At 68.7% G+C, this 16,859-nt stretch carries 18 protein-coding genes; 10 read left to right on the forward strand and 8 right to left on the reverse strand.

From position 1 onward, the window contains the following. Positions 1–74: 74 nt before the first annotated feature. The 3 genes from ACOZ38_RS32000 (at position 75) to ACOZ38_RS32010 (ending at position 5,084) form a co-directional block, all read left to right on the forward strand. Positions 75–2,507, forward strand: a complete 2,433-nt coding sequence (locus ACOZ38_RS32000; protein WP_424534798.1) for a hypothetical protein — start codon at positions 75–77, stop codon at positions 2,505–2,507. Between the two features lie 115 nt (positions 2,508–2,622). After that, positions 2,623–4,470: a TRAFAC clade GTPase domain-containing protein gene (locus ACOZ38_RS32005; protein ID WP_424534799.1), complete on the forward strand. Its 1,848-nt coding sequence runs from the start codon at positions 2,623–2,625 to the stop codon at positions 4,468–4,470. A gap of 134 nt (positions 4,471–4,604) precedes the next feature. Next, positions 4,605–5,084, forward strand: coding sequence for a hypothetical protein (locus ACOZ38_RS32010; protein WP_424534800.1), 480 nt, complete (start codon positions 4,605–4,607; stop codon positions 5,082–5,084). A gap of 64 nt (positions 5,085–5,148) precedes the next feature. On the opposite strand, the gene ACOZ38_RS32015 is transcribed toward ACOZ38_RS32010, so the two are convergent. Further along, entirely contained in the window at positions 5,149–5,334 is a 186-nt protein-coding gene (locus ACOZ38_RS32015; protein WP_424534801.1) for a DUF397 domain-containing protein, read from the reverse strand. Next, entirely contained in the window at positions 5,325–6,146 is an 822-nt protein-coding gene (locus ACOZ38_RS32020) for a helix-turn-helix domain-containing protein (protein WP_424534802.1), read from the reverse strand. The genes ACOZ38_RS32015 and ACOZ38_RS32020 overlap by 10 nt, the downstream gene beginning before the upstream one ends. 225 nt (positions 6,147–6,371) lie before the next feature. On the opposite strand from ACOZ38_RS32020, the gene ACOZ38_RS32025 reads away from it, so the two are divergent. Then, positions 6,372–6,638: a hypothetical protein gene (locus tag ACOZ38_RS32025; RefSeq protein ID WP_424534803.1), complete on the forward strand. Its 267-nt coding sequence runs from the start codon at positions 6,372–6,374 to the stop codon at positions 6,636–6,638. Then, positions 6,635–7,039, forward strand: a complete 405-nt coding sequence (locus tag ACOZ38_RS32030; protein WP_424534804.1) for an ATP-binding protein — start codon at positions 6,635–6,637, stop codon at positions 7,037–7,039. The genes ACOZ38_RS32025 and ACOZ38_RS32030 overlap by 4 nt, the downstream gene beginning before the upstream one ends. A gap of 274 nt (positions 7,040–7,313) precedes the next feature. Here ACOZ38_RS32030 and ACOZ38_RS32035 read toward each other — a convergent pair whose 3' ends face one another. Then, complete coding sequence (locus ACOZ38_RS32035; RefSeq protein ID WP_424534805.1) at positions 7,314–8,024, reverse strand: TetR/AcrR family transcriptional regulator; 711 nt, start codon at positions 8,022–8,024, stop codon at positions 7,314–7,316. 140 nt (positions 8,025–8,164) lie between these two features. On the opposite strand from ACOZ38_RS32035, the gene ACOZ38_RS32040 reads away from it, so the two are divergent. From ACOZ38_RS32040 to ACOZ38_RS32050, 3 genes are read left to right on the forward strand one after another with little or no spacing between them, the layout of a single operon-like run. Next, positions 8,165–9,163 carry a zinc-dependent alcohol dehydrogenase family protein gene (locus ACOZ38_RS32040; protein WP_424534806.1) on the forward strand — a complete coding sequence of 333 codons (999 nt, stop codon included), beginning with the start codon at positions 8,165–8,167 and terminating at the stop codon, positions 9,161–9,163. A gap of 23 nt (positions 9,164–9,186) precedes the next feature. Next, complete coding sequence (locus tag ACOZ38_RS32045) at positions 9,187–9,555, forward strand: nuclear transport factor 2 family protein (protein ID WP_424534807.1); 369 nt, start codon at positions 9,187–9,189, stop codon at positions 9,553–9,555. A 17-nt stretch (positions 9,556–9,572) separates the two neighbouring features. Next, positions 9,573–10,865 carry an SGNH/GDSL hydrolase family protein gene (locus tag ACOZ38_RS32050; RefSeq protein ID WP_424534808.1) on the forward strand — a complete coding sequence of 431 codons (1,293 nt, stop codon included), beginning with the start codon at positions 9,573–9,575 and terminating at the stop codon, positions 10,863–10,865. A 394-nt stretch (positions 10,866–11,259) separates the two neighbouring features. Here ACOZ38_RS32050 and ACOZ38_RS32055 read toward each other — a convergent pair whose 3' ends face one another. Continuing rightward, positions 11,260–11,751, reverse strand: a complete 492-nt coding sequence (locus ACOZ38_RS32055) for a hypothetical protein (RefSeq protein WP_424534809.1) — start codon at positions 11,749–11,751, stop codon at positions 11,260–11,262. A gap of 637 nt (positions 11,752–12,388) precedes the next feature. Between ACOZ38_RS32055 and ACOZ38_RS32060 the strand changes: the two genes are divergently transcribed. After that, entirely contained in the window at positions 12,389–13,453 is a 1,065-nt protein-coding gene (locus tag ACOZ38_RS32060) for a DUF418 domain-containing protein (RefSeq protein WP_424534810.1), read from the forward strand. A 38-nt stretch (positions 13,454–13,491) separates the two neighbouring features. Here the strand turns inward: ACOZ38_RS32060 and ACOZ38_RS32065 are convergent, their stop codons facing one another. Further along, entirely contained in the window at positions 13,492–14,223 is a 732-nt protein-coding gene (locus ACOZ38_RS32065) for a hotdog fold domain-containing protein (protein WP_424534811.1), read from the reverse strand. Positions 14,224–14,976: 753 nt separating this feature from the next. On the opposite strand from ACOZ38_RS32065, the gene ACOZ38_RS32070 reads away from it, so the two are divergent. Beyond that, positions 14,977–15,351 carry a hypothetical protein gene (locus tag ACOZ38_RS32070; RefSeq protein WP_424534812.1) on the forward strand — a complete coding sequence of 125 codons (375 nt, stop codon included), beginning with the start codon at positions 14,977–14,979 and terminating at the stop codon, positions 15,349–15,351. Between the two features lie 154 nt (positions 15,352–15,505). Here the strand turns inward: ACOZ38_RS32070 and ACOZ38_RS32075 are convergent, their stop codons facing one another. The 3 genes from ACOZ38_RS32075 to ACOZ38_RS32085 form a co-directional block, all read right to left on the reverse strand. After that, the gene (locus ACOZ38_RS32075) at positions 15,506–16,054 is read right to left on the reverse strand and encodes a YciI family protein (protein WP_424534813.1); all 549 of its coding nucleotides are present in this window, start codon (positions 16,052–16,054) and stop codon (positions 15,506–15,508) included. A 129-nt stretch (positions 16,055–16,183) separates the two neighbouring features. After that, positions 16,184–16,606 carry a hypothetical protein gene (locus tag ACOZ38_RS32080; RefSeq protein ID WP_424537219.1) on the reverse strand — a complete coding sequence of 141 codons (423 nt, stop codon included), beginning with the start codon at positions 16,604–16,606 and terminating at the stop codon, positions 16,184–16,186. Next, positions 16,536–16,775, reverse strand: coding sequence for a DUF1707 SHOCT-like domain-containing protein (locus tag ACOZ38_RS32085; RefSeq protein WP_424537123.1), 240 nt, complete (start codon positions 16,773–16,775; stop codon positions 16,536–16,538). The genes ACOZ38_RS32080 and ACOZ38_RS32085 overlap by 71 nt, the downstream gene beginning before the upstream one ends. Positions 16,776–16,859 lie beyond the last annotated feature (84 nt).

A 16,859-nucleotide genomic window follows, 5' to 3' on the forward strand; every position in this document is an offset into this window, starting at 1 on the left:
TCCGCGGGGTCGGGATGCGGGGTTCTCGGTCTCGGGGGTTCGGTGCGCTTGATCGTGGGCGGGGGTGAGGGGTGGTGGCGTGGCAGTTGCACTACACCTCGGCGGAGGCCGGGCCGTCCGGGCGCGCCGGGTTCCAGTTCGTCGCCGAGTCGCCCGGGCTTCCCCCGGGCCTCGCGGGCAAGGTCGCCGCGTACCTCGCCTACAAGCCCCCGCCGGACGCCCCGCTCGCCCCGACCCCCGCGCAGGTCGCCGAGCTGCCCGTCGCCCTGGCGTACGGCACGCTGGGCGAGCTGAGCGTGCTCACCCGCTGCGTCTACCTCGGCCAGGACTACTCCGGCCGGTACGGCAACTTCCTCGGCCACGCCGTCGTCGCCGGCCCCGGGGAGCTGACGGGGCTGCGGCCGGTCGAGTTCTGGCAGGCGTCCCTGTGGTCGGACGTCCCCGCGCCTCCCGGTACGGCCCTGCCCGAGCTCGCCGACCCGCTGCCCGGCGACCGCGTGGACCCCGAGTCGCTCGCCGCCTGGCTCGCGCGCGGGGGCGAGGCCGCCTACACGCGGCTCGGCGTCCTGCTTGAGATCGTCGGGACGGCGCTCTCGCGGGGGCACGGCCGCCTCGTGCTGGTCTCCGCCGACGTCGAGGAGATCGTGCGGTGGATCGCGGTCATCTCGTACTCCCTGCCGTGGCCGGTGGCGGCCCGTCTGCCGTTCCTGACCTACAGCGCCGATCCCGGCACCGCCCCTTACGTGATCGTGGGCACGACCCCGGACGTCTGGATGCCGTCCGACATCGACGCCGCCGTCGTACGGCTGGACGACCCGCCGGACGCGCACCCCCCTCTCGGCCGCTTCCCCTCGCCCGGACGCCTCGCGTCTCTGGGCCGCTTCGCCCGCACGGTGACGGACTGCTGGCGCCGGTCGGACCTGGCCGGAATCGACGCGATCAGCGAGCTCGGGGCCCTGGAAGAACAACTCGGACGTGCCGCCCCCGCGCTGGACACGGCCACTTCACCCGGTTCACCCGGCCGCGAGACGTACGCCCCGGCGGCGACCACGGCGTCCGCGCGCGGGGCTTACGGCCCGGGGGTGGAAGGCGCGGGGGCGGCGGGGTTCGATCCGGAGACGGGCGCGGCGCTGCTGGCGTTCTGCCGGGGAGATGCGAGCGTGACCGCCGAGGAGCAGGCGGCGATCGCCCGCGCGCTCTCCGGGGACCTCCCCGAATGGCTGTGGCGGGACCTCGGGCGGATGTCCGGCCAGATGGGCTACGAGCTGGCCTCGGCCGTCCGCGACCTCGCCCCGTCCGACACCGCGGAACGCTGCGCCGCGCGGTGCGCCGTGCTGGCCCTGCGCGACCACACCCTGCCCCCGCCCCGGCCGGCGCGGCGGCAGGAGACCCGGGACGCGCTCCGCCGCGAGGCCGCACGCGCGCTCGCCACCGCCCGCGACCTGGACGAGCTGGGACGCGCGGCGGGCATCGCCCACGCGGTCGGGGCGCCCGTGGCCGCCGCCGACCTCGGGAGCGCCGCGCGGTCGCTGGTCCGCGACGGCAGGGGCGACCTCGGGCCCCTGCTGGAACGGGTGCCGGTCGACCTGCGCGAGGCCGTGCTCGCCGGGGCCGTCCACGGGATGGAGGAGGCGACGGACGGCGTCCGCCACCGGATGCTGTCGGACGCGGTGTGCGCGCGGCTGGAGTCGCGCGACCTGTCACACGCGCCGCGTACCGGCACGGCCGTGGTGCTCTCCCTCGTACGGCGCGAGCGCATCTCGCGGATCGACGCGACGGTGATGCTGATCAGGCTGGGCTCCGGCGTGCACGACGACCTGTCGGCGGTCCGCGACGCGGCCCTGCTGTCGGTCTGGGAGGCCCCGCCCGGCACCGCCGAATGCTCAGCGCTGGTCGGCAGGCTCGGGAACGCCATGAGCGTCTCGCCGCACCTCAGCGACCTGCCGATCCGTGCGTTCCTGGCGACGGGCTTCGAGGACCCCGAGGTGGTGCGGCTCGCCGAGCTGGTACGCGACACCGTGCCCGGGTACCCCGCCACGGACGCCGAGGTGGTGCTCCTGGCGACCGGGGTCGGCGAGGCCGCCCGGCCCCGGGACGCGGCGGCGCTGCTCCAGCGGCTGGAGGGCCTCGGCCAGGACGCGGACGAGGAGCTGCTCCGCGAGGCGGTGGCCGCCGCCGCACGCGCGCTGACCCTGCGGGATCCGAGGTTCAGGGCCGAGGTGGTCAAGGAGTCGCCGCAGGCCGGGCGAGCCGGGCTGACGCGCGCCTGGCTGGACGGCCGCAGGGGCCGCGACGAGCAGATGGCCCTGCTGGAGGTCGCGGTCCGCCTCCACCTGGCGGCGGCGACCGTACCCGACCTGGACGCCTGGGCGCGGTCGCAGCTCAGCAGCTGGTCGCTGTTCGGGTCGGTGGAGTCGCACTTCAAGCATGACGGCGAGCTGGCGGCCGGCCTCAGGGAAATGGCCAAGGCCCGCCGCGGCCCACCCTGGAAACGAGAGGCCCGCTGATGCCTCTCCCCCACCCACACGGGACCCGCACGGCCGGTCGGTCGCCTCTCCCCCACCCACACGGGACCCGCACGCCCCTCCCCGACGCCTCGTCCGTGAAGCGGGAGGGGTGCTGATGCCGTTCGTCGCCGTGTTCTTGATCGCGTTATGGGTCGCGTGCATGTATTTCGGGTTCCTGTACGGGTTCCCGATCGTGTGCGCGCTGACCTTGGTCGCGGCCACGCTGGCGGGGACCGGGTACTACTTCCTGCGTGCCGGGCGGGTGCTGTTTCCCACGACGGCGAGCGGAGCGTCCCCCGCGGTCCCGGGAACGGGGGACAAGCAACGGGACCCCACCTACCGGCAATACCTCTTCAGTCAGGGGTCGCTGGACTGGTGGCAGATCCTCCGATCCGCCGTCCCCGCGATCGCCGAGGGGGCCAGAACGGCGCTGAGCACGGTGACGCGGCGGCTCATGACGAACGTCCAGGGCTTCTTCCTGCTCCCCGTCTGGCTCGCCGTCGTGGCAGGCCTCGCCCTGGCCGTGATCCCGCTCGCGGCCGTCGGGCTGGCGTTCACCTCCGCGTACGCGCTGGTCCTCGCGGCCGGGATGCTCGTGTGGGTCGTCTGCGTGCTGCTCCTGCTCGGCGTGGAGCAGATCTTCATGCGGGCGCGGCGGATCCTGCAGACCTGCCCGCACCCCGGGTGCTACGCCCGCATCGCGCTGCCCGAGTACGCGTGCCCGACCTGCGGCGAGCGGCACCGGCGCCTGACCCCGAACCGCGACGGGGCGTTCAGGCACGTGTGCCGGTGCGGCACGCGGCTCCCCACCGCGATCGTGCTCGGCCGCTTCCGCCTCCAGGCGTACTGCCCAGTCTGCGAGCGCGCCCTGCCGCATCGGATCGGACGCGCCAGGATCGAGCCCCTGCCGTTCGTCGGCGGGCCCGACGCGGGCAAGACGACGTTCATGGTGCTCGCGATCAACGCCCTCCACGGCGTGGTGAAGGACGCCCGGGGCCGCGCCGGCTTCGTGGTCCAGGGCGACGAGATGGCCTTCGCCCGGTTCCGCCGGGAGCTGCGGCTGGGGAGGGTCTCCAAGACCACGACCGCGGCGCCGTCCGCCACCATGGTGGACATCACGCTGCCCGGCTCCAGAACCCGCAGCGGGAACCGCATCCTGTACCTCTTCGACCCGTCCGGCGAGGGCTTCACCGGGGCCACGCAGGTCGAGGCGATGAGCTACCTGGCCCACGGCGAGGCGATGCTCATCGTGATCGATCCGTTCGCCCTCCCGCTGGTGCAGGAGAGCCTGACGGCCGCCGAACGGCAGTCACTCGAAGGCGCCGGGGTCGTGCTCTCCGCCGAGGATCCCTCCGACACCTTCCAGCGGGTCAGGAACGAGCTAGCCGCGCGCGCGGACGGTGGACGGCAGAAACGGGTCGCCGTGGTGGTCACCAAGGCCGACCTGCTCCGAGGCACCGACGTGGGACGCGACGCCGACCGGCTGCCCGGCTGGTTCGACGGCGTGGGGCTGGGCAACATGGTGCGCGACCTGGCCAGGACGGCCGGCGAGGTGCGCTATCTCGCCTCCGGACTTCCCGCCGACGAGCGCGCGATCGGCCGCCTGCTGGCCTGGCTCACCGGCCTGCCCCTGCCGGGGCCGGCCGCGAACGGCGTGTCTCCGAACGGGCGTAGTGGCTTGGGCGGGGACCACAACGGGAGCCGAGACGGTGATCCGGGCGCGGGTGGAGATGACAGCAAGGCCCGGGACGGTGATCCGGGCGCGGGTGGCGAGGATGATCTCGGCATGGCCGACCTGCGCCACCCGTGGACGCCCGGCAGGGGCGGTGAGGGAAAGGTGCCGCTCACCTACCGGCTCTTCCGCTGGTCGATCTTCGGCACCTCGGCCCTGCTCAGCGCCGCCGCCCTGACCGTGCTGACCCTTCGCGCCTTCTCACTGCTCAACGCCTATGTGGGCGCTTAGCGCGAAGCCGGTCGCGGTGTTCCATCTTCCAGTGCCAGCGCGGCTCAAAGCGGCCATGCTAGCGTGAGTATTCCCTTATTCGCTTATTAAAGGGATGATTCATCACCATCTCCCGAGAAGTCAGGCGAGAGCCCTTGAAGATCACTCGTTGGGTCGCGGGCGGCATGACCTTGGCCGCCACGGCAGCCCTCACCTTGGTGCCCGCCGGTCCCGCGCAGGCCTTTCCTCAGGGCGCCTGCGGACATTCGTACCGCAAGGTAGCCAGCTATCCCATTGCGAAAGGCGCAAAGGACGGGAAGGCGTACGGCACCGTCACGCTGTACCACAGCCGCACCGCGCACTGGAAATGCGCCATTGCCCGGGTGGCAGGCTCCTACGTCGGAAAGACGAGCTATCTGTACGTCGCGCTCTTCGTGGACAGAAACGGGAACAAGAAGTACGACAGCCGTGACACCGGGGTCGCCGATGGCAGCGAGAAGTACAAATGGTTCGCGGGCCCGGTGTACGCTCCCGCCGACAACCTGTGCGTCCAGTTCACCGGGGCGGTCAGGATCGGCTCCAAGCCCGCCGTCCACGGAGGCACCCCAGAAGGCAAGTGGATGCACTGCGGTTAGCCAGGCGGCCAGGGACGGCCGGTCCTCCGCCGGCCGCTGCCCCAGCTCATCGCGTCAGCGGCTTTTAGGCCTTCATCCCCCGAAGGAACGCGTGCCATTGCGTGGGGGTGAAGACGAGAGCGGGCCCGTCGGGGTTCTTGCTGTCACGGACGGCGACGACTCCGGGCAGGTTGGAGGCCACCTCTACACACTGCCCACCGTCGCCGCTAGACCGGGAGGACTTACGCCACTTCGCGTTACTCAGATCCATTGCGCCATCACTTCCTTGATGATGCCGAGCGAAAGGTTCTGTGGGAAGGCCGCAGCTCTTAAGGCGTCGTAACGCCCTACCATCGCTGCAATGGTCTCACGGTCTCCCACTGTTAGGCCGTGCGGTGCACTCTCGATGTACACGCTGTACGGGGTCCCGCGCAGCTCGGCGATCGTGAAGGCGGCTTGGAGTCCGACGGCCGACCATGCGGCGTAGGGGACTATCTGAATCGTCACTCGTGGATGGGTTGCCATCTCCAGGAGCCGTTCCAGTTGCTCACGCATGACATCGGCGTCGCCCATGGGCCGATGGAGAGCCCCTTCATCTATGAGGCTCCAGATCAGGGGTCCATTCTCTCGCGTCAGCATGGCCTGGCGCTGCATGCGGTTGCCGACCCGCTGTTCAACCAGCTCCGGCGTGATACCCGGCTCATCCTCGAAGATCTGCCTGGCGTACGACTCGATCTGGAAGCGTCCTGGAATCAACAGGGGATCCCAGCTTTGGAGCGCGGACGCCTGCATCTCCAGTGCCAGGAAGTCTCGGAAGTGCTCGGGAGCCGTGTCCCATCTCGTCCTCTTCCACAGCTCGTAGAAGACACCATCGAGCTTGAACGCTCTGTCACACCCCTCCGCGAAGCGGAGTTCGGGCTTGCGCTTGAGCGTTTCGAGCATGCCCACGGTGCTCACGGACACGGTCAGCATGCGCGCCAACTGCAATTGCGTCCATCCCGCTTGAAGGCGACGCTCGCGTACCTCATAGGCGAAACGCGCCTGAGGCGATTCTTCGGGGTTGATCTCGATTTGGTTAGGCATATCCCTTTTCTCCGGTGGTCTCACTCCGTCTCACGAATACCGCCCAGATCTCACCGTTAATGTGGTGAGACCGTGAGGCCATTTCCCTTTTTAATCTACTCCTCCACCTGCACCCTTGGCAGAGAAAATCCGCATCGGATGAGGGGCTCGCGGCCATACCGCGCACATCGGGCGGCCAATTCGTATCCATTCATCGGGAGCCGGGGAAGATCAGGAGGATTGTCCATGGATGCAGGTAAACGACAGGAAGAGGAGTTCATTCACCTGATCCGGCTGGCGTGGGACCTGCGCAGGCGGGGTCTCGGCACGGCGGTCGAGCTGGCACCCAGGAAGGAACCGGTTCTGCTGGTTCCCCGGCCGAGCGGCTCGCTGAGGGTCATGGCACTACGGCGTAAGGGTGTGTGGTTCTTCACGTGGGGCCGGGGCGAGAGCCGGCGGGTACGGGCGCTGGCGGACGATGCGGCGGATCACATCTGGGGAGCGGCGCAATGAGGACCATGACCCTTCTGGGCGCCGTCGATCTCCCGGCCAGGACGAGTTCGGTGCCGGTGGCACGAGTGTTCGTACGGAGACTCCTGGACGCGGCGGGACTCAACGACATTGAACACGTGGAACTGCTCGTCAGCGAGTTGCTGGCCAATGCCGTGCGGTACTCGGACTCCGGGCGCGGAACTTGTGGAGTGATGCGGCTGGTGGTGAGCGACAACGGTCACGCATTGCATGTCGAGGTGATCGACGGAGGCTCGGCCGGCGCCATTCCGCAGATCCCCGAACAGGTCGACCCGCTCCAGGAGAACGGCCGGGGACTGTGGTTGGTCAGGGAATTGTCGTCATCCTGGGGCTGGGAACAGGATGAGGCGGGGCGATCCGTCTGGTTCGAGGTCCCTCGCTAGGCACTGCCAGATCGCGAGCAGTATTGCGTAATCCCGAATTTTTCATGGCGATTCCGCCGCGCCACCGCGCTCCCGCTCGCGCCTCATTCGAAACAGAGTTCCGTGCGCGATCGCCTGTTCTGCATATGGCCCACCCCGCACCCATTTGGGTGGGGCACCGGGGCTACCCACCCAGCAGTGGGCCCCTAAAAGGCCGGAAGGGGCGGGCGGGGCGGGGCGGGCAAGTCCTTACAGCGTCCAGCAGATCGCCGAGCGGCTTGGCGCTGGCCGTCGGTCAACCTGCTTCGAGCCCCAGAGATCTGGTGAGGTCGAGCATCTCGGCATGGTAGAGCTTGGCGGGATCGCTGGTCTGCAAGTGAAGGTGGCCGTAGACCTCCAGAGAGATCAGGCCGTGCATGCGGCCCCAGATGCGCAAGGCGAGGGCGACCGCGGCCGGGGGAAGGTCGGGGAAATGCTCGCGTACGGTGGCGGCCAGGCCTGGTGAGAAGTCCGACCACTGATGGCCGGTGGATGCCTGAGTGCCTTTCGCGTACGGCCAGGCGGCGGCGGCGAGTTCGGTGAGTCCCAGGCAGGCGCGTTTGGCGGCCTCGGGGGCAGGACCGCCGGTCGGCGCGTGGTAACCGGCGACCGGATCGCCGTAGATCAGCCGGAAGCCTTCGGGGTTGGCCAGCGACCACGCCCGTACGGCTTCCCCCCAGGCCAGGATCCGGCCGGCGATTTCGTCAGGGGCGACGGTGTCGCGTGCGGTCTCCACCTGGTCCAGCAGCGAGGTGTAGATGTCGTTGATCAAGATGGTGATCAACGCGTCCCGGGTCTCGAAGTAGCTGTAGATGGCGCTGCCGCTCATGCCCATCTCGCGGCCGATCGCACGCAGCGAGACCGCGTCGGGGCCGCCCTCGGTCAGGTGCTTGAGCGCGACGGCTTTGATCTCCGCGGTGGTCTGCGCCCGCAACCGTGCCCGTCGGCCCACTGTCTGCTCTTGCACGCTTGACAGCTTACACCGCTACGTTAGAGTACGGCGCACAAAGTTTGAACGGCGTTCTCTCTTTGAACGGCGAACACCCTGTTGAGGTGTCGCCGGTCTGTCAGCAGTGACCGAAACACCAGGCCGAGGGGATTTGCGTGATGAAAGCCAAGGCAGTGCTGTTCGACGAGCTTGGCGGTCCCGAGGTGCTCTACCTCGCGGACGTGGAGATCGGTGAGCCCGGTCCCGGCGAGGTGCGGGTGCGCATCGACGCGTTCGGCCTCAACCGGGGCGAGGTGTTCCTGCGCACCGGCCGGTACTACTACGACGCGGTGCTGCCCGCCTCGCGCCTGGGCACCGAGGCCGCGGGCGTCGTGGAAGCCGTCGGGCCGGGCGTGCCCGGAGTCGCGGTCGGTGACGCGGTCAGCATCGTGGCCAAGCCGAACGACGACGGGATGTCGATCCACGGGATCTACGGCGACCGGGCCATCGTGGCGGCGCACCGGCTGATCCGCCGCCCAGACGGCATGGACGCCGTGACCGGCGCGGCCATCTGGGTGCCCGCCTTCACCTCCTACGGCGCCCTGGTCGAAGTCGGGCGACTGCAATCCGGCGATCCCGTGGTCATCACGGCCGCCTCCAGCAGCGTCGGTCTGGCGGCCATCCAGATCGCCGCCTACCTGGGCGCCACGCCCATCGCGGTGACCCGGACCGGCGCCAAAACCGACCGGCTCCTGCAGGCGGGCGCCGCGCATGTGATCGCCGGCGACGACGGCGAGGTGGTCAAGCAGATCCACGCGCTCACCGGCGACCGGGGCGCGCGACTGGTCTTCGACGGGGTCGCCGGTCCCGGCCTGCCCGATCTGGCGCGGGCCGTGGCCCCGGACGGCATGCTGATCGTCTACGGCTCGCTGGACGGGCGGCCCACCCCGCTGCCGATGTGGTGGCCGGTCAACGTGTACGGCTACGCCATCTTCCACCTGTTCGCCGACACCGAGCGCACTCGCCGGGCCGAGTCGTTCATCACCAACGGCCTGCGCGCCGGAGCGCTCACCCCGGTGATCGACCGCACCTTCGACCTGGCCGACGTCGTCGAAGCCCACCGGTACATGGAGTCCAACCACCAGGTCGGCAAGATCGTCGTCACCGTCCAGCATTGAGCGGCGAGAAGGGAAGACACCTGATGAGCACCTCCTACGCCGACCTCATCCACCAGTTCATCGACGCCATCAACGACACCGACGCCGCCCGGCGCCGCGCCACCATCGAGAAGATCCTCACCCCGGACTGCACCTACACCGACCCGGAGATCGCTGTCGAAGGACACGACGCGCTGGATGCGGCCTTCGCCAACCTGCAGCAGCGGATCCCGCCCGGTTTCCGGTTCAGCCTGACCACCCCGGTCGACGTGCACCACCACCAAGCGCGGTTCTTCTGGCAGTTCGGCGCCCTCGAAGCCGACGCCCCCGCCGCAGCCGACTCTGATGTCGCCATCTTCACCGGCGGCCGCATCCGCCACCTCTACGCCTTCTTCGACGCCACCAACGGCTGACCACCGCCTGGAGAACCATGCCATCCGCGACACGACGACTGCTGGCCGTCACGGCCACCATCCTTGCCACTCTGGTGGCCGGAACCGCTGCCGCCTTCCCCACCACCGCGCAACCGCCCGCCGCGACCTCGCACGGCCGGACCACACTCTGGACCGCGACCTGGAGCGCCTCGCCACAACGTCCCAGCGCCGGCTTCGCCCCCAACTGGTCGGAGCAAGGCTTCGCCCGCCAGACCGTCCGCCAGATCGTCCGGATCAGCGCCGGCGGCAAGGCGGCCCGGATCCGGCTGTCGAACGTCTACGGCACCGCCCCGCTCACCATCGCCCGCGCCACCATCGCCCGCACCTCGCGCGGGGCCGCCGTCGAACCAGGATCGCTACGCCACCTGACCGTCCAAGGGAAGCGGACCTTCACCATCCCGGCCAGGGCCGAACTCGCCAGCGACCCGATGTCGCTGCGGCTGGCCGCCCTGGACTCGGTCACCATCACGCTCTTCGTGAACCAGCCGACCGGCCCGGCCACCTACCATGCCCAGGCCCTCGCGACCACCTATCGAGCCACCGGCGATCACACCGCTGACACCGGCGGCACGGCGTTCACCGACACCTCGCAGTCCTGGTACTACCTCAGCGGCGTGGACGTCGTCAGTGCGGCGCCACGCAACGGCGTGGTCGCCTTCGGCGACTCGCTCACCGACGGAGCCACCAGCGCCACGGACGCCAACAACCGCTACCCCGACGAACTCGCCGAACGGCTGGCCTCCGCCGGCAGACCGCGCCCTGTGCTGAACCAGGGCATCGCCGGCAACCGCGTCACCGTCGACTCCGCCTGGTTCGGCGACTCCGCCACCTCGCGGTTCCGGCGGGATGTCCTGGGCCAGCCCGGCGTGCGCACGGTCCTCATCCTGGAGGGAGTCAACGACCTCGGGATCAGCGAGCTGGCGGCATCGCCGCCCGCCCCGATCTTCGCCCCCTACCCCGACGTCTCCATCGACAAGCTCATCTCCGGGCACCGCGAACTGATCCGCCTCGCACACACCCACGGCCTGCGGGTCATCGGCGCGACGCTGCCACCGACGAAGGGGTCGGCCTACAACACCGTGCGCAGCGAAGCCAAACGGGAGGCACTCAATATGTGGATCCGCAGATCGGGCGAATACGACGCGGTCGTCGACCTCGACCGCGTCATGGCCTCGCCATCCGACAGCGACCGGCTTAACCCGGCCTACGACTCGGGTGACCATCTGCATCCCAACGACGCCGGCTACCGAGCCATGGCCTACGCCATCAACCCCGCCGACCTCGGCTGACCCCGAGAGGTCCACACCGATGAGCGAACCGCCCACGCGATGCAATTCATCATCACGAGCTCTCACTAGGCAAGCCACTACGAGCACTGCTCGGTCCACTTCACCCGGCAGGCACTTCCGGGCCTGCTGGACGGCAGGACGGTGAAGGCCCTATGAGCGGTTCGAGCCTTGGCGCTCAGATTTCTGACTGATGAGCAGGCGGCGGCGTACGGACGGTTCGTTGAGGAGCCGACGCGGCCGGAGCTGGAGCGGTTCTTCTTCCTGGACGACATGGACCGGCACCTGATCGCGCCCACGGCGCAATGGTTGGATGCCCTCCAACAAGCGGGCTGGCCGGCTGATGTCCTTGTAGTTTCCTCTGATAACGATGACTCCAGGGGACACGCCGTCTCGGTTAACCGGCTTCAGAATGTCCTCCTTGCAGGCGCATGCGAGCCGTGCTTAGAGATTCGACGCTCTTTGCAAATATCTGAAGAGTCGGGCCGGTCAGCAACTTGTTGGTTCTCATAACATCCAGAGCCGCCAGTGCCGGCCGGTACACACCTTCAATTATTTCGCCCAGGCTTGCCTCTGATGCGATTTCTATTCGCTTCGATTCACCGGTATCGTAAATCATTTGAAACGACACCGGTACATCAGCCCGTGGACGAGCAAATCTATCGCGCCACCTCCACCCCTTTCGCGCCATCTGCACCGTGAAGGAGCCATTGAAGAAGTAGCTTTCGGCATTAGGGTTGCCGCGAGAAAGGTCGCCAATCGCTGACACCAACGATCCGAACATGGCGGCTATATAATCTCGCCAGCCGACTTCAGGAAACGCCTGGTCGCCCACTTCGATCCATATCGGCCCCCACAGTGGAGCGTCATCGCCGGAAAGAAGCTTCACATGGGCCGTATCTACTCTTAGCGAGACCCTAGTCACAGGGATCCCTTTGGATAGATGGATCGCACCTTACCTCCAATCGTGATCAGCTCGTATCAGCAACCGCCGGGTTGGGCATCCTGGATTGAACTCGGAGGAGTAACCGTCGTTCAGGAAGGCGCTTCCGCAGGTCAGGACACTATGGCCGTCGAAACCCCAGGGGTTGGGAAAGAACCCGGCACCTGCACCGGCTGCTATCAGCAAGACCCCGACAACCCACCATGCCCTAGCCATGGTCCCATCATGCGGTAAACATTCACAGGTGACGCGTGCGCACCCAAACGAGTGTCATAAGCACGCCCACCCACTCCCCCGGCCATCCAAGGCAACCCCGGGTGGGCAGCCCCAGGTGCCCCACCCAACCGGGTGACGGGTGGGCGAATTACAGGAAGGCCACCACGCACGCCACGCCCAGAAAGCGAGGAGGGCGGCTAAATACGGTGGCGAGTTCTGCCTCGGTCAGTCGGTCCGGGGGGTCGCGCCCTCCAGGCCAAAGGTCCCCGCCCGCGCGCTGAACCGGCCGGAAGTACGGTCTCGGCCGCCGTGAACCCTACCTTCGACCGATTCGGCCTTGGAACGGAGGGCCGCAGGATGAGGCCCCATGCCCCATGAAACGCTCCCCCCAGCGCCGGAAGCCACGCGACCGGGACAGCCCGCGACGAGTTCCTCCAGCCGGCCGCGTATCGCCGCGCTCGACGTGCTGCGCGGGTTCGCCCTGTGCGGGATCCTGCTGGCCAACGTCAAGCCGATCGCCCATATGGTCGACACCGTATCGGTCACACAGCCTGTGGTGACGGCGAGTCAGGACGGCACCTGGCTGGGGCTGGGGCTGTTCGTCGACCAGCGCTTCTTCCCGATCTTCTCCCTGCTGTTCGGCATCGGTTTCTCACTGCTGCTGGACTCCGCGGGACGCCACGTCCCCCGCCCGCGGGTGCTCCTGCTGCGCCGCCTCCTGGTGCTGCTCCCCGTGGGCCTGGCTCACATGTTCCTGCTGTGGCGGGGCGATATCCTCTCCATCTATGCCGTCGTCGGCCTGCTGGTGCTGCTGCCCTCGACCTGGCTGCCGCGCCGGGCCGTCGCGGGGCTCGCCGCCGTCCTCATCGCGGCGCCGCTGATCCTGGGCAGCAACGGCGTGCCACTGGTGCCCGGGCTGTTCCTGCTGGGCTCGGCGCTGACCCGGTACGGCGTGATCGACAGGATCGAGCGCTCCGCCCGCGTCCCGGCCGCGCTTCTCCTGGTCTTCGCGGCGGGGGCGGTGCCCGCCCTGTGGCTGCAGATCCAGTCTGGGGCCGCCGGCGCGGACGGTTTCAGCTCCTGGTTCGCCCTCGCCGGGTTGCTGACCGCAGGCGTGTACGTGTGCGCCCTGCTGCTCCTGCTCAAGACGCCGCTCCGGCCGGCGCTACAGGGGGTCTTCGCGCCGCTGGGCCGGATGGCGCTGACCAACTACCTGTCCGCCACGCTCCTCGTCCTGGTGGCCGCCCGCGTCATCGGCGGCTCGCCGGACGGCTGGTCCTCGGCGACGGTGCTCCTGATCGCCGGAGCCATCCTCGTCCCCCAGTGGCTGGTGTCCACACTCTGGCTGCGCCGCTACCGCCAAGGGCCGCTGGAATGGCTCTGGCGCTGGGCCACCTGGGCCCACCGCCCACCCCTGCGCCGCACTCCCTGACCCCCAAGCTCATGTCGCAGGCGGGCACGCAAGGCACGTCAGGCGGGCACTATCCAGGTCGCCTTGGCGGCGGCGACCAGCGTGCCGTCGGTCTCGTACACGGCGCTCTCGCCGAAGAGCTTGCGCCCTTCACGTCCCGTGGCGCGGGCCACCACCGAGTACGTGCCGTTCGGGTACACGCGCCGGAAGACCTGGGCCGTTATGCGTCCCAGCAGGCCCGGGCCGCCGGAGCCCGCGTGAGCCCAGCCCGTGGGGCAGTCGAGCGCCGCCCAGACGAGAGCGTCGGGGACCACGCCGTCCTCGTCGGTGATGGTCATCGGCACCCGCCAGCCGGCCGCGATCACATCGGTGCCCTCGACGGGACCAGGGAAGATCCGCAGGCCGTCGCCCGGGTTCCGAAGGCCGCAGACGAAGCAGCCGGGCACGGGGTGAGGGCCGGTCAGACCGGCGAACCCCGCCTCGGCGCGGGCGGCCTCGTTGAAGGGGACGAACGGCGGCGGCGTCACGTCCTCGGCGACGGGGATCGCCTCGGCCAGCAACTGGCCACCGTGCGAGAGGGAGGCGGAGTTGGCCATATGGCCGACGGCGAGTTCGGTGTCCAGGGGAATCGGCCTGTGCAGGGTCACCTCTAGCGCGTGCGCGCTGTCCAGCGTGCCCGCGAGGGTTTCGGCGAGCGTCCCCGCGACCCAGCCACCGTTGGCGGTGCCCTCAGGACCACGGAAGCGCGCCGGAACGGTGAGCACGGTGCGCAGACCGGCTGAAGTCGTCATGCTGAAGCACCCCCCATGCTGCTCCACATCACGGAGCGACAAATCGTAAATATTGTGAGATACCGTCACATTTTATCCATACGCCCCTACCCTCATGGCATCAGGCTCCGATGACAGATCCATTAGCCAGGGGTAACGGCAGCGTGACGCACGCGACAGTGACCGGCGAACACCACGCGCCGGGCACGCCTCCGCCCCACTGAGAGACCCGGCGCACCGGATCCTCCACCAGGGCGACGAACCTCCCAACCGCCAACCCCCGCCGCCCATTCCCGAGACGGGCACCCGTATTCCGGGCCGGCGATGGCAGCGCGGCCCACCCGTACGGGCGGCCGTGACAACGGAGTGCAAGCCTCCCGGCACCCACGCGACGGAACAATCCCCTTCCCGCCGGGCGGCGGTACCCGATCAGGTCCGCGCCGTCCACGGCCTAACCGCCGGTCAACCGCCGGTCGAGCGCCTGCCGCCCGGACCGCCGCGGCTGGTTCGCTGGAGGGACCTCACCGGGCCTGCCACTGGAGGAGGGACGCGGTTCTGTTCAGGAAGACGGCGGCGCTCGCGGGGGCAGCGCTGACGTTCGCCGGCGCGGTCGTCGCGTTCGGGGTGACGACCGGCGGTTGTCGATCGCGCCGGGATCGTTCTTGGACCGTCGTCTGGCCGCAGGTGTCCAGTGGGCGCATGACCAGCACAGCACTTGTACTCGTTACGCCGAGCCATCAAGCGCGGGGCTCGCACCTGGAAGGGAATTAGGACATGCACAGACTCGGCTCGAAACTCGGAAAGATGGCGGTGGCCACCAGCCTGATCTCCGGGGCTCTTCTCACGGGTGCCACCGCGTCCCAGGCGGATGCCCTCGGTTGCAACGGAAACGTCTGCATGTACCTCTCCACGCCCCAAAACGGCACGGTTTACGTCCAGGCGTACCCCCAGAGCGGCTCCTTCTACGGAAACTTCGATCTAACGGGCCCCAACGGGCTGTATCGGCACGGCCCCACGCAGTGGTGGTACAACGGCGCGTTCCAGCCGAAGCAGCAGTGGACTGCCATCCCCGCCGTCGTCGGCAAGTACTGCGTCTCGGGCTGGGACAACGGTAAGCGCATCGGGCTGCCGTGCGAGAGCATCAAGTAGGCGCCTTGGCGATCTCAGTGGGCCATCTGGCTCGCTTCGGCGGATGAGGGGCCTGCCGCACCCGCCCGGGCGGGTGCGGCAGGGGTACGGCGGCCGTCTAGGCCCTCCGCTCGGGCCGGCGCGGCTGCCCCACTTCGGCGACGGTCAAGGCTCTTTACCGCCGCCCTCCGAAGTCCCAGTCGTGGACCTCGATGTCGGCGTACAGGTCCGGAGTCAGGACCGCGCGTGCCGTTTCCGGGTCCGGCGCCCGGACCAGTACCGCCGTACCCAGCCAGGTGTTGCCGTCGTCGGACAGCAGCGGCCCATACGCGATCAGCTCGTCCAGGTCGGGCGGTGTGGCAAGGTCGGCAGCCTGCCCCGAGCCGAGGCCCAGCACGAGATATCGGTTGCCACCGTCCCGGCCACCCGGGAAATCCCACATGGTGCGCCCCAGCACGTTGCGCCACCGGCGCAACAGCACGTCCCGGTACACACCGGCCTGGTAGTTGGGCTCGTCGAAGACGAACGCACGCGCAGTGGGGAGATCCGGCAGGTCGACGATGTGCACGCTGCCGGAGGCCGTGTCACTATCGCGGTCGAAGGTCGGGCCGCGGGCGATCATCTCTGCGGCGTACCGGTCCATGTAGGACCAGTGCTCTTCCAGCAGCTCGTCGCGCAGCGCCGCGGAGCCAGGCCGATCGCGGTGGTAACAGAAGAACTCCATGCCGAGAGTAATTACCACGTGCCGCGGCAAGCGGCTCCATTTTGGTCATCCGAGCCATCGGCGCTCCTTCTGTCCCGGAGGGAAGGCTTACAGCACCGGGAGCCAACGGACCGCTCAAAGCACCGCAGGCTAACGTCGAGGCCGCTGCTCGATGACCTTTGCATGTACGAGTGTGCCGACGAGCTCGATGTGGAGAAGGGCAGCGGCGTTTTTGGAGTGAAGCTTGACCTTGGAGTACGTGCGGTTGAGCCCGTCGGCGTTGATCACGATGCCGGGCGAGCTGACGATGAACAGCTTGCCGTGTACCATCTCCGCGTCGATGCGCAGGACGCTCGCAGTGATCACCGCGTGGGTGAAGTCGAGGGTGACTCGGCACAGTTGCGTGCGAAGCTCGATGCGCGCGGGCACCCGCCACTGCCCCTCCTTCACGTACTTGCCGCCCCCTTGCTCGACCACGAGTACGTCGGCTGTAAGCCCGAGGTCAGCGGTGAGTCCGGCCAGCTCGCCGAGCGTCCAGCGCACGCTCCAGCCGTGTGTCAAGTTCCTCGGCATCGAGCCGACCGTCACCGGCGGCAACCCGCAACGCGTCCACGACACGGTCCCGATCCCCGTGCGATGCCCGCAGATCGGGCAGATCATCCGACATGACAAGCACGCTAGCAAGGTAACTGACGTCTCTAAACCCGGAGCACTTCACCAAATGAAGCTGGAAACAGCTCATTACCCCCGCAAGTGCACCGATCACCGTCGGAGCTGCGGACCTACACCCACCTGATGCCTAGCGCCACGCATCGGGCGCGGCGGG

Source organism: Sphaerisporangium viridialbum, assembly GCF_049674955.1.
GTDB lineage: Bacteria > Actinomycetota > Actinomycetes > Streptosporangiales > Streptosporangiaceae > Sphaerisporangium > Sphaerisporangium viridialbum.

Excerpts from the sequence above, each read along its gene's own strand:
- ACOZ38_RS32080 (WP_424537219.1), bottom strand. The coding sequence starts at position 16,606 with ATGCCGAGGAACTTGACACACGGCTGGAGCGTGCGCTGGACGCTCGGC.
- ACOZ38_RS32045 (WP_424534807.1), top strand. The coding sequence starts at position 9,187 with ATGAGCACCTCCTACGCCGACCTCATCCACCAGTTCATCGACGCCATC.
- ACOZ38_RS32085 (WP_424537123.1), bottom strand. The coding sequence starts at position 16,775 with ATGAGCTGTTTCCAGCTTCATTTGGTGAAGTGCTCCGGGTTTAGAGAC.
- ACOZ38_RS32075 (WP_424534813.1), bottom strand. The coding sequence starts at position 16,054 with ATGGAGTTCTTCTGTTACCACCGCGATCGGCCTGGCTCCGCGGCGCTG.
- ACOZ38_RS32060 (WP_424534810.1), top strand. The coding sequence starts at position 12,389 with ATGCCCCATGAAACGCTCCCCCCAGCGCCGGAAGCCACGCGACCGGGA.
- ACOZ38_RS32065 (WP_424534811.1), bottom strand. The coding sequence starts at position 14,223 with ATGACGACTTCAGCCGGTCTGCGCACCGTGCTCACCGTTCCGGCGCGC.
- ACOZ38_RS32050 (WP_424534808.1), top strand. The coding sequence starts at position 9,573 with ATGCCATCCGCGACACGACGACTGCTGGCCGTCACGGCCACCATCCTT.
- ACOZ38_RS32070 (WP_424534812.1), top strand. The coding sequence starts at position 14,977 with ATGCACAGACTCGGCTCGAAACTCGGAAAGATGGCGGTGGCCACCAGC.
- ACOZ38_RS32040 (WP_424534806.1), top strand. The coding sequence starts at position 8,165 with ATGAAAGCCAAGGCAGTGCTGTTCGACGAGCTTGGCGGTCCCGAGGTG.
- ACOZ38_RS32020 (WP_424534802.1), bottom strand. The coding sequence starts at position 6,146 with ATGCCTAACCAAATCGAGATCAACCCCGAAGAATCGCCTCAGGCGCGT.
- ACOZ38_RS32005 (WP_424534799.1), top strand. The coding sequence starts at position 2,623 with ATGCCGTTCGTCGCCGTGTTCTTGATCGCGTTATGGGTCGCGTGCATG.
- ACOZ38_RS32015 (WP_424534801.1), bottom strand. The coding sequence starts at position 5,334 with ATGGATCTGAGTAACGCGAAGTGGCGTAAGTCCTCCCGGTCTAGCGGC.
- ACOZ38_RS32030 (WP_424534804.1), top strand. The coding sequence starts at position 6,635 with ATGAGGACCATGACCCTTCTGGGCGCCGTCGATCTCCCGGCCAGGACG.
- ACOZ38_RS32025 (WP_424534803.1), top strand. The coding sequence starts at position 6,372 with ATGGATGCAGGTAAACGACAGGAAGAGGAGTTCATTCACCTGATCCGG.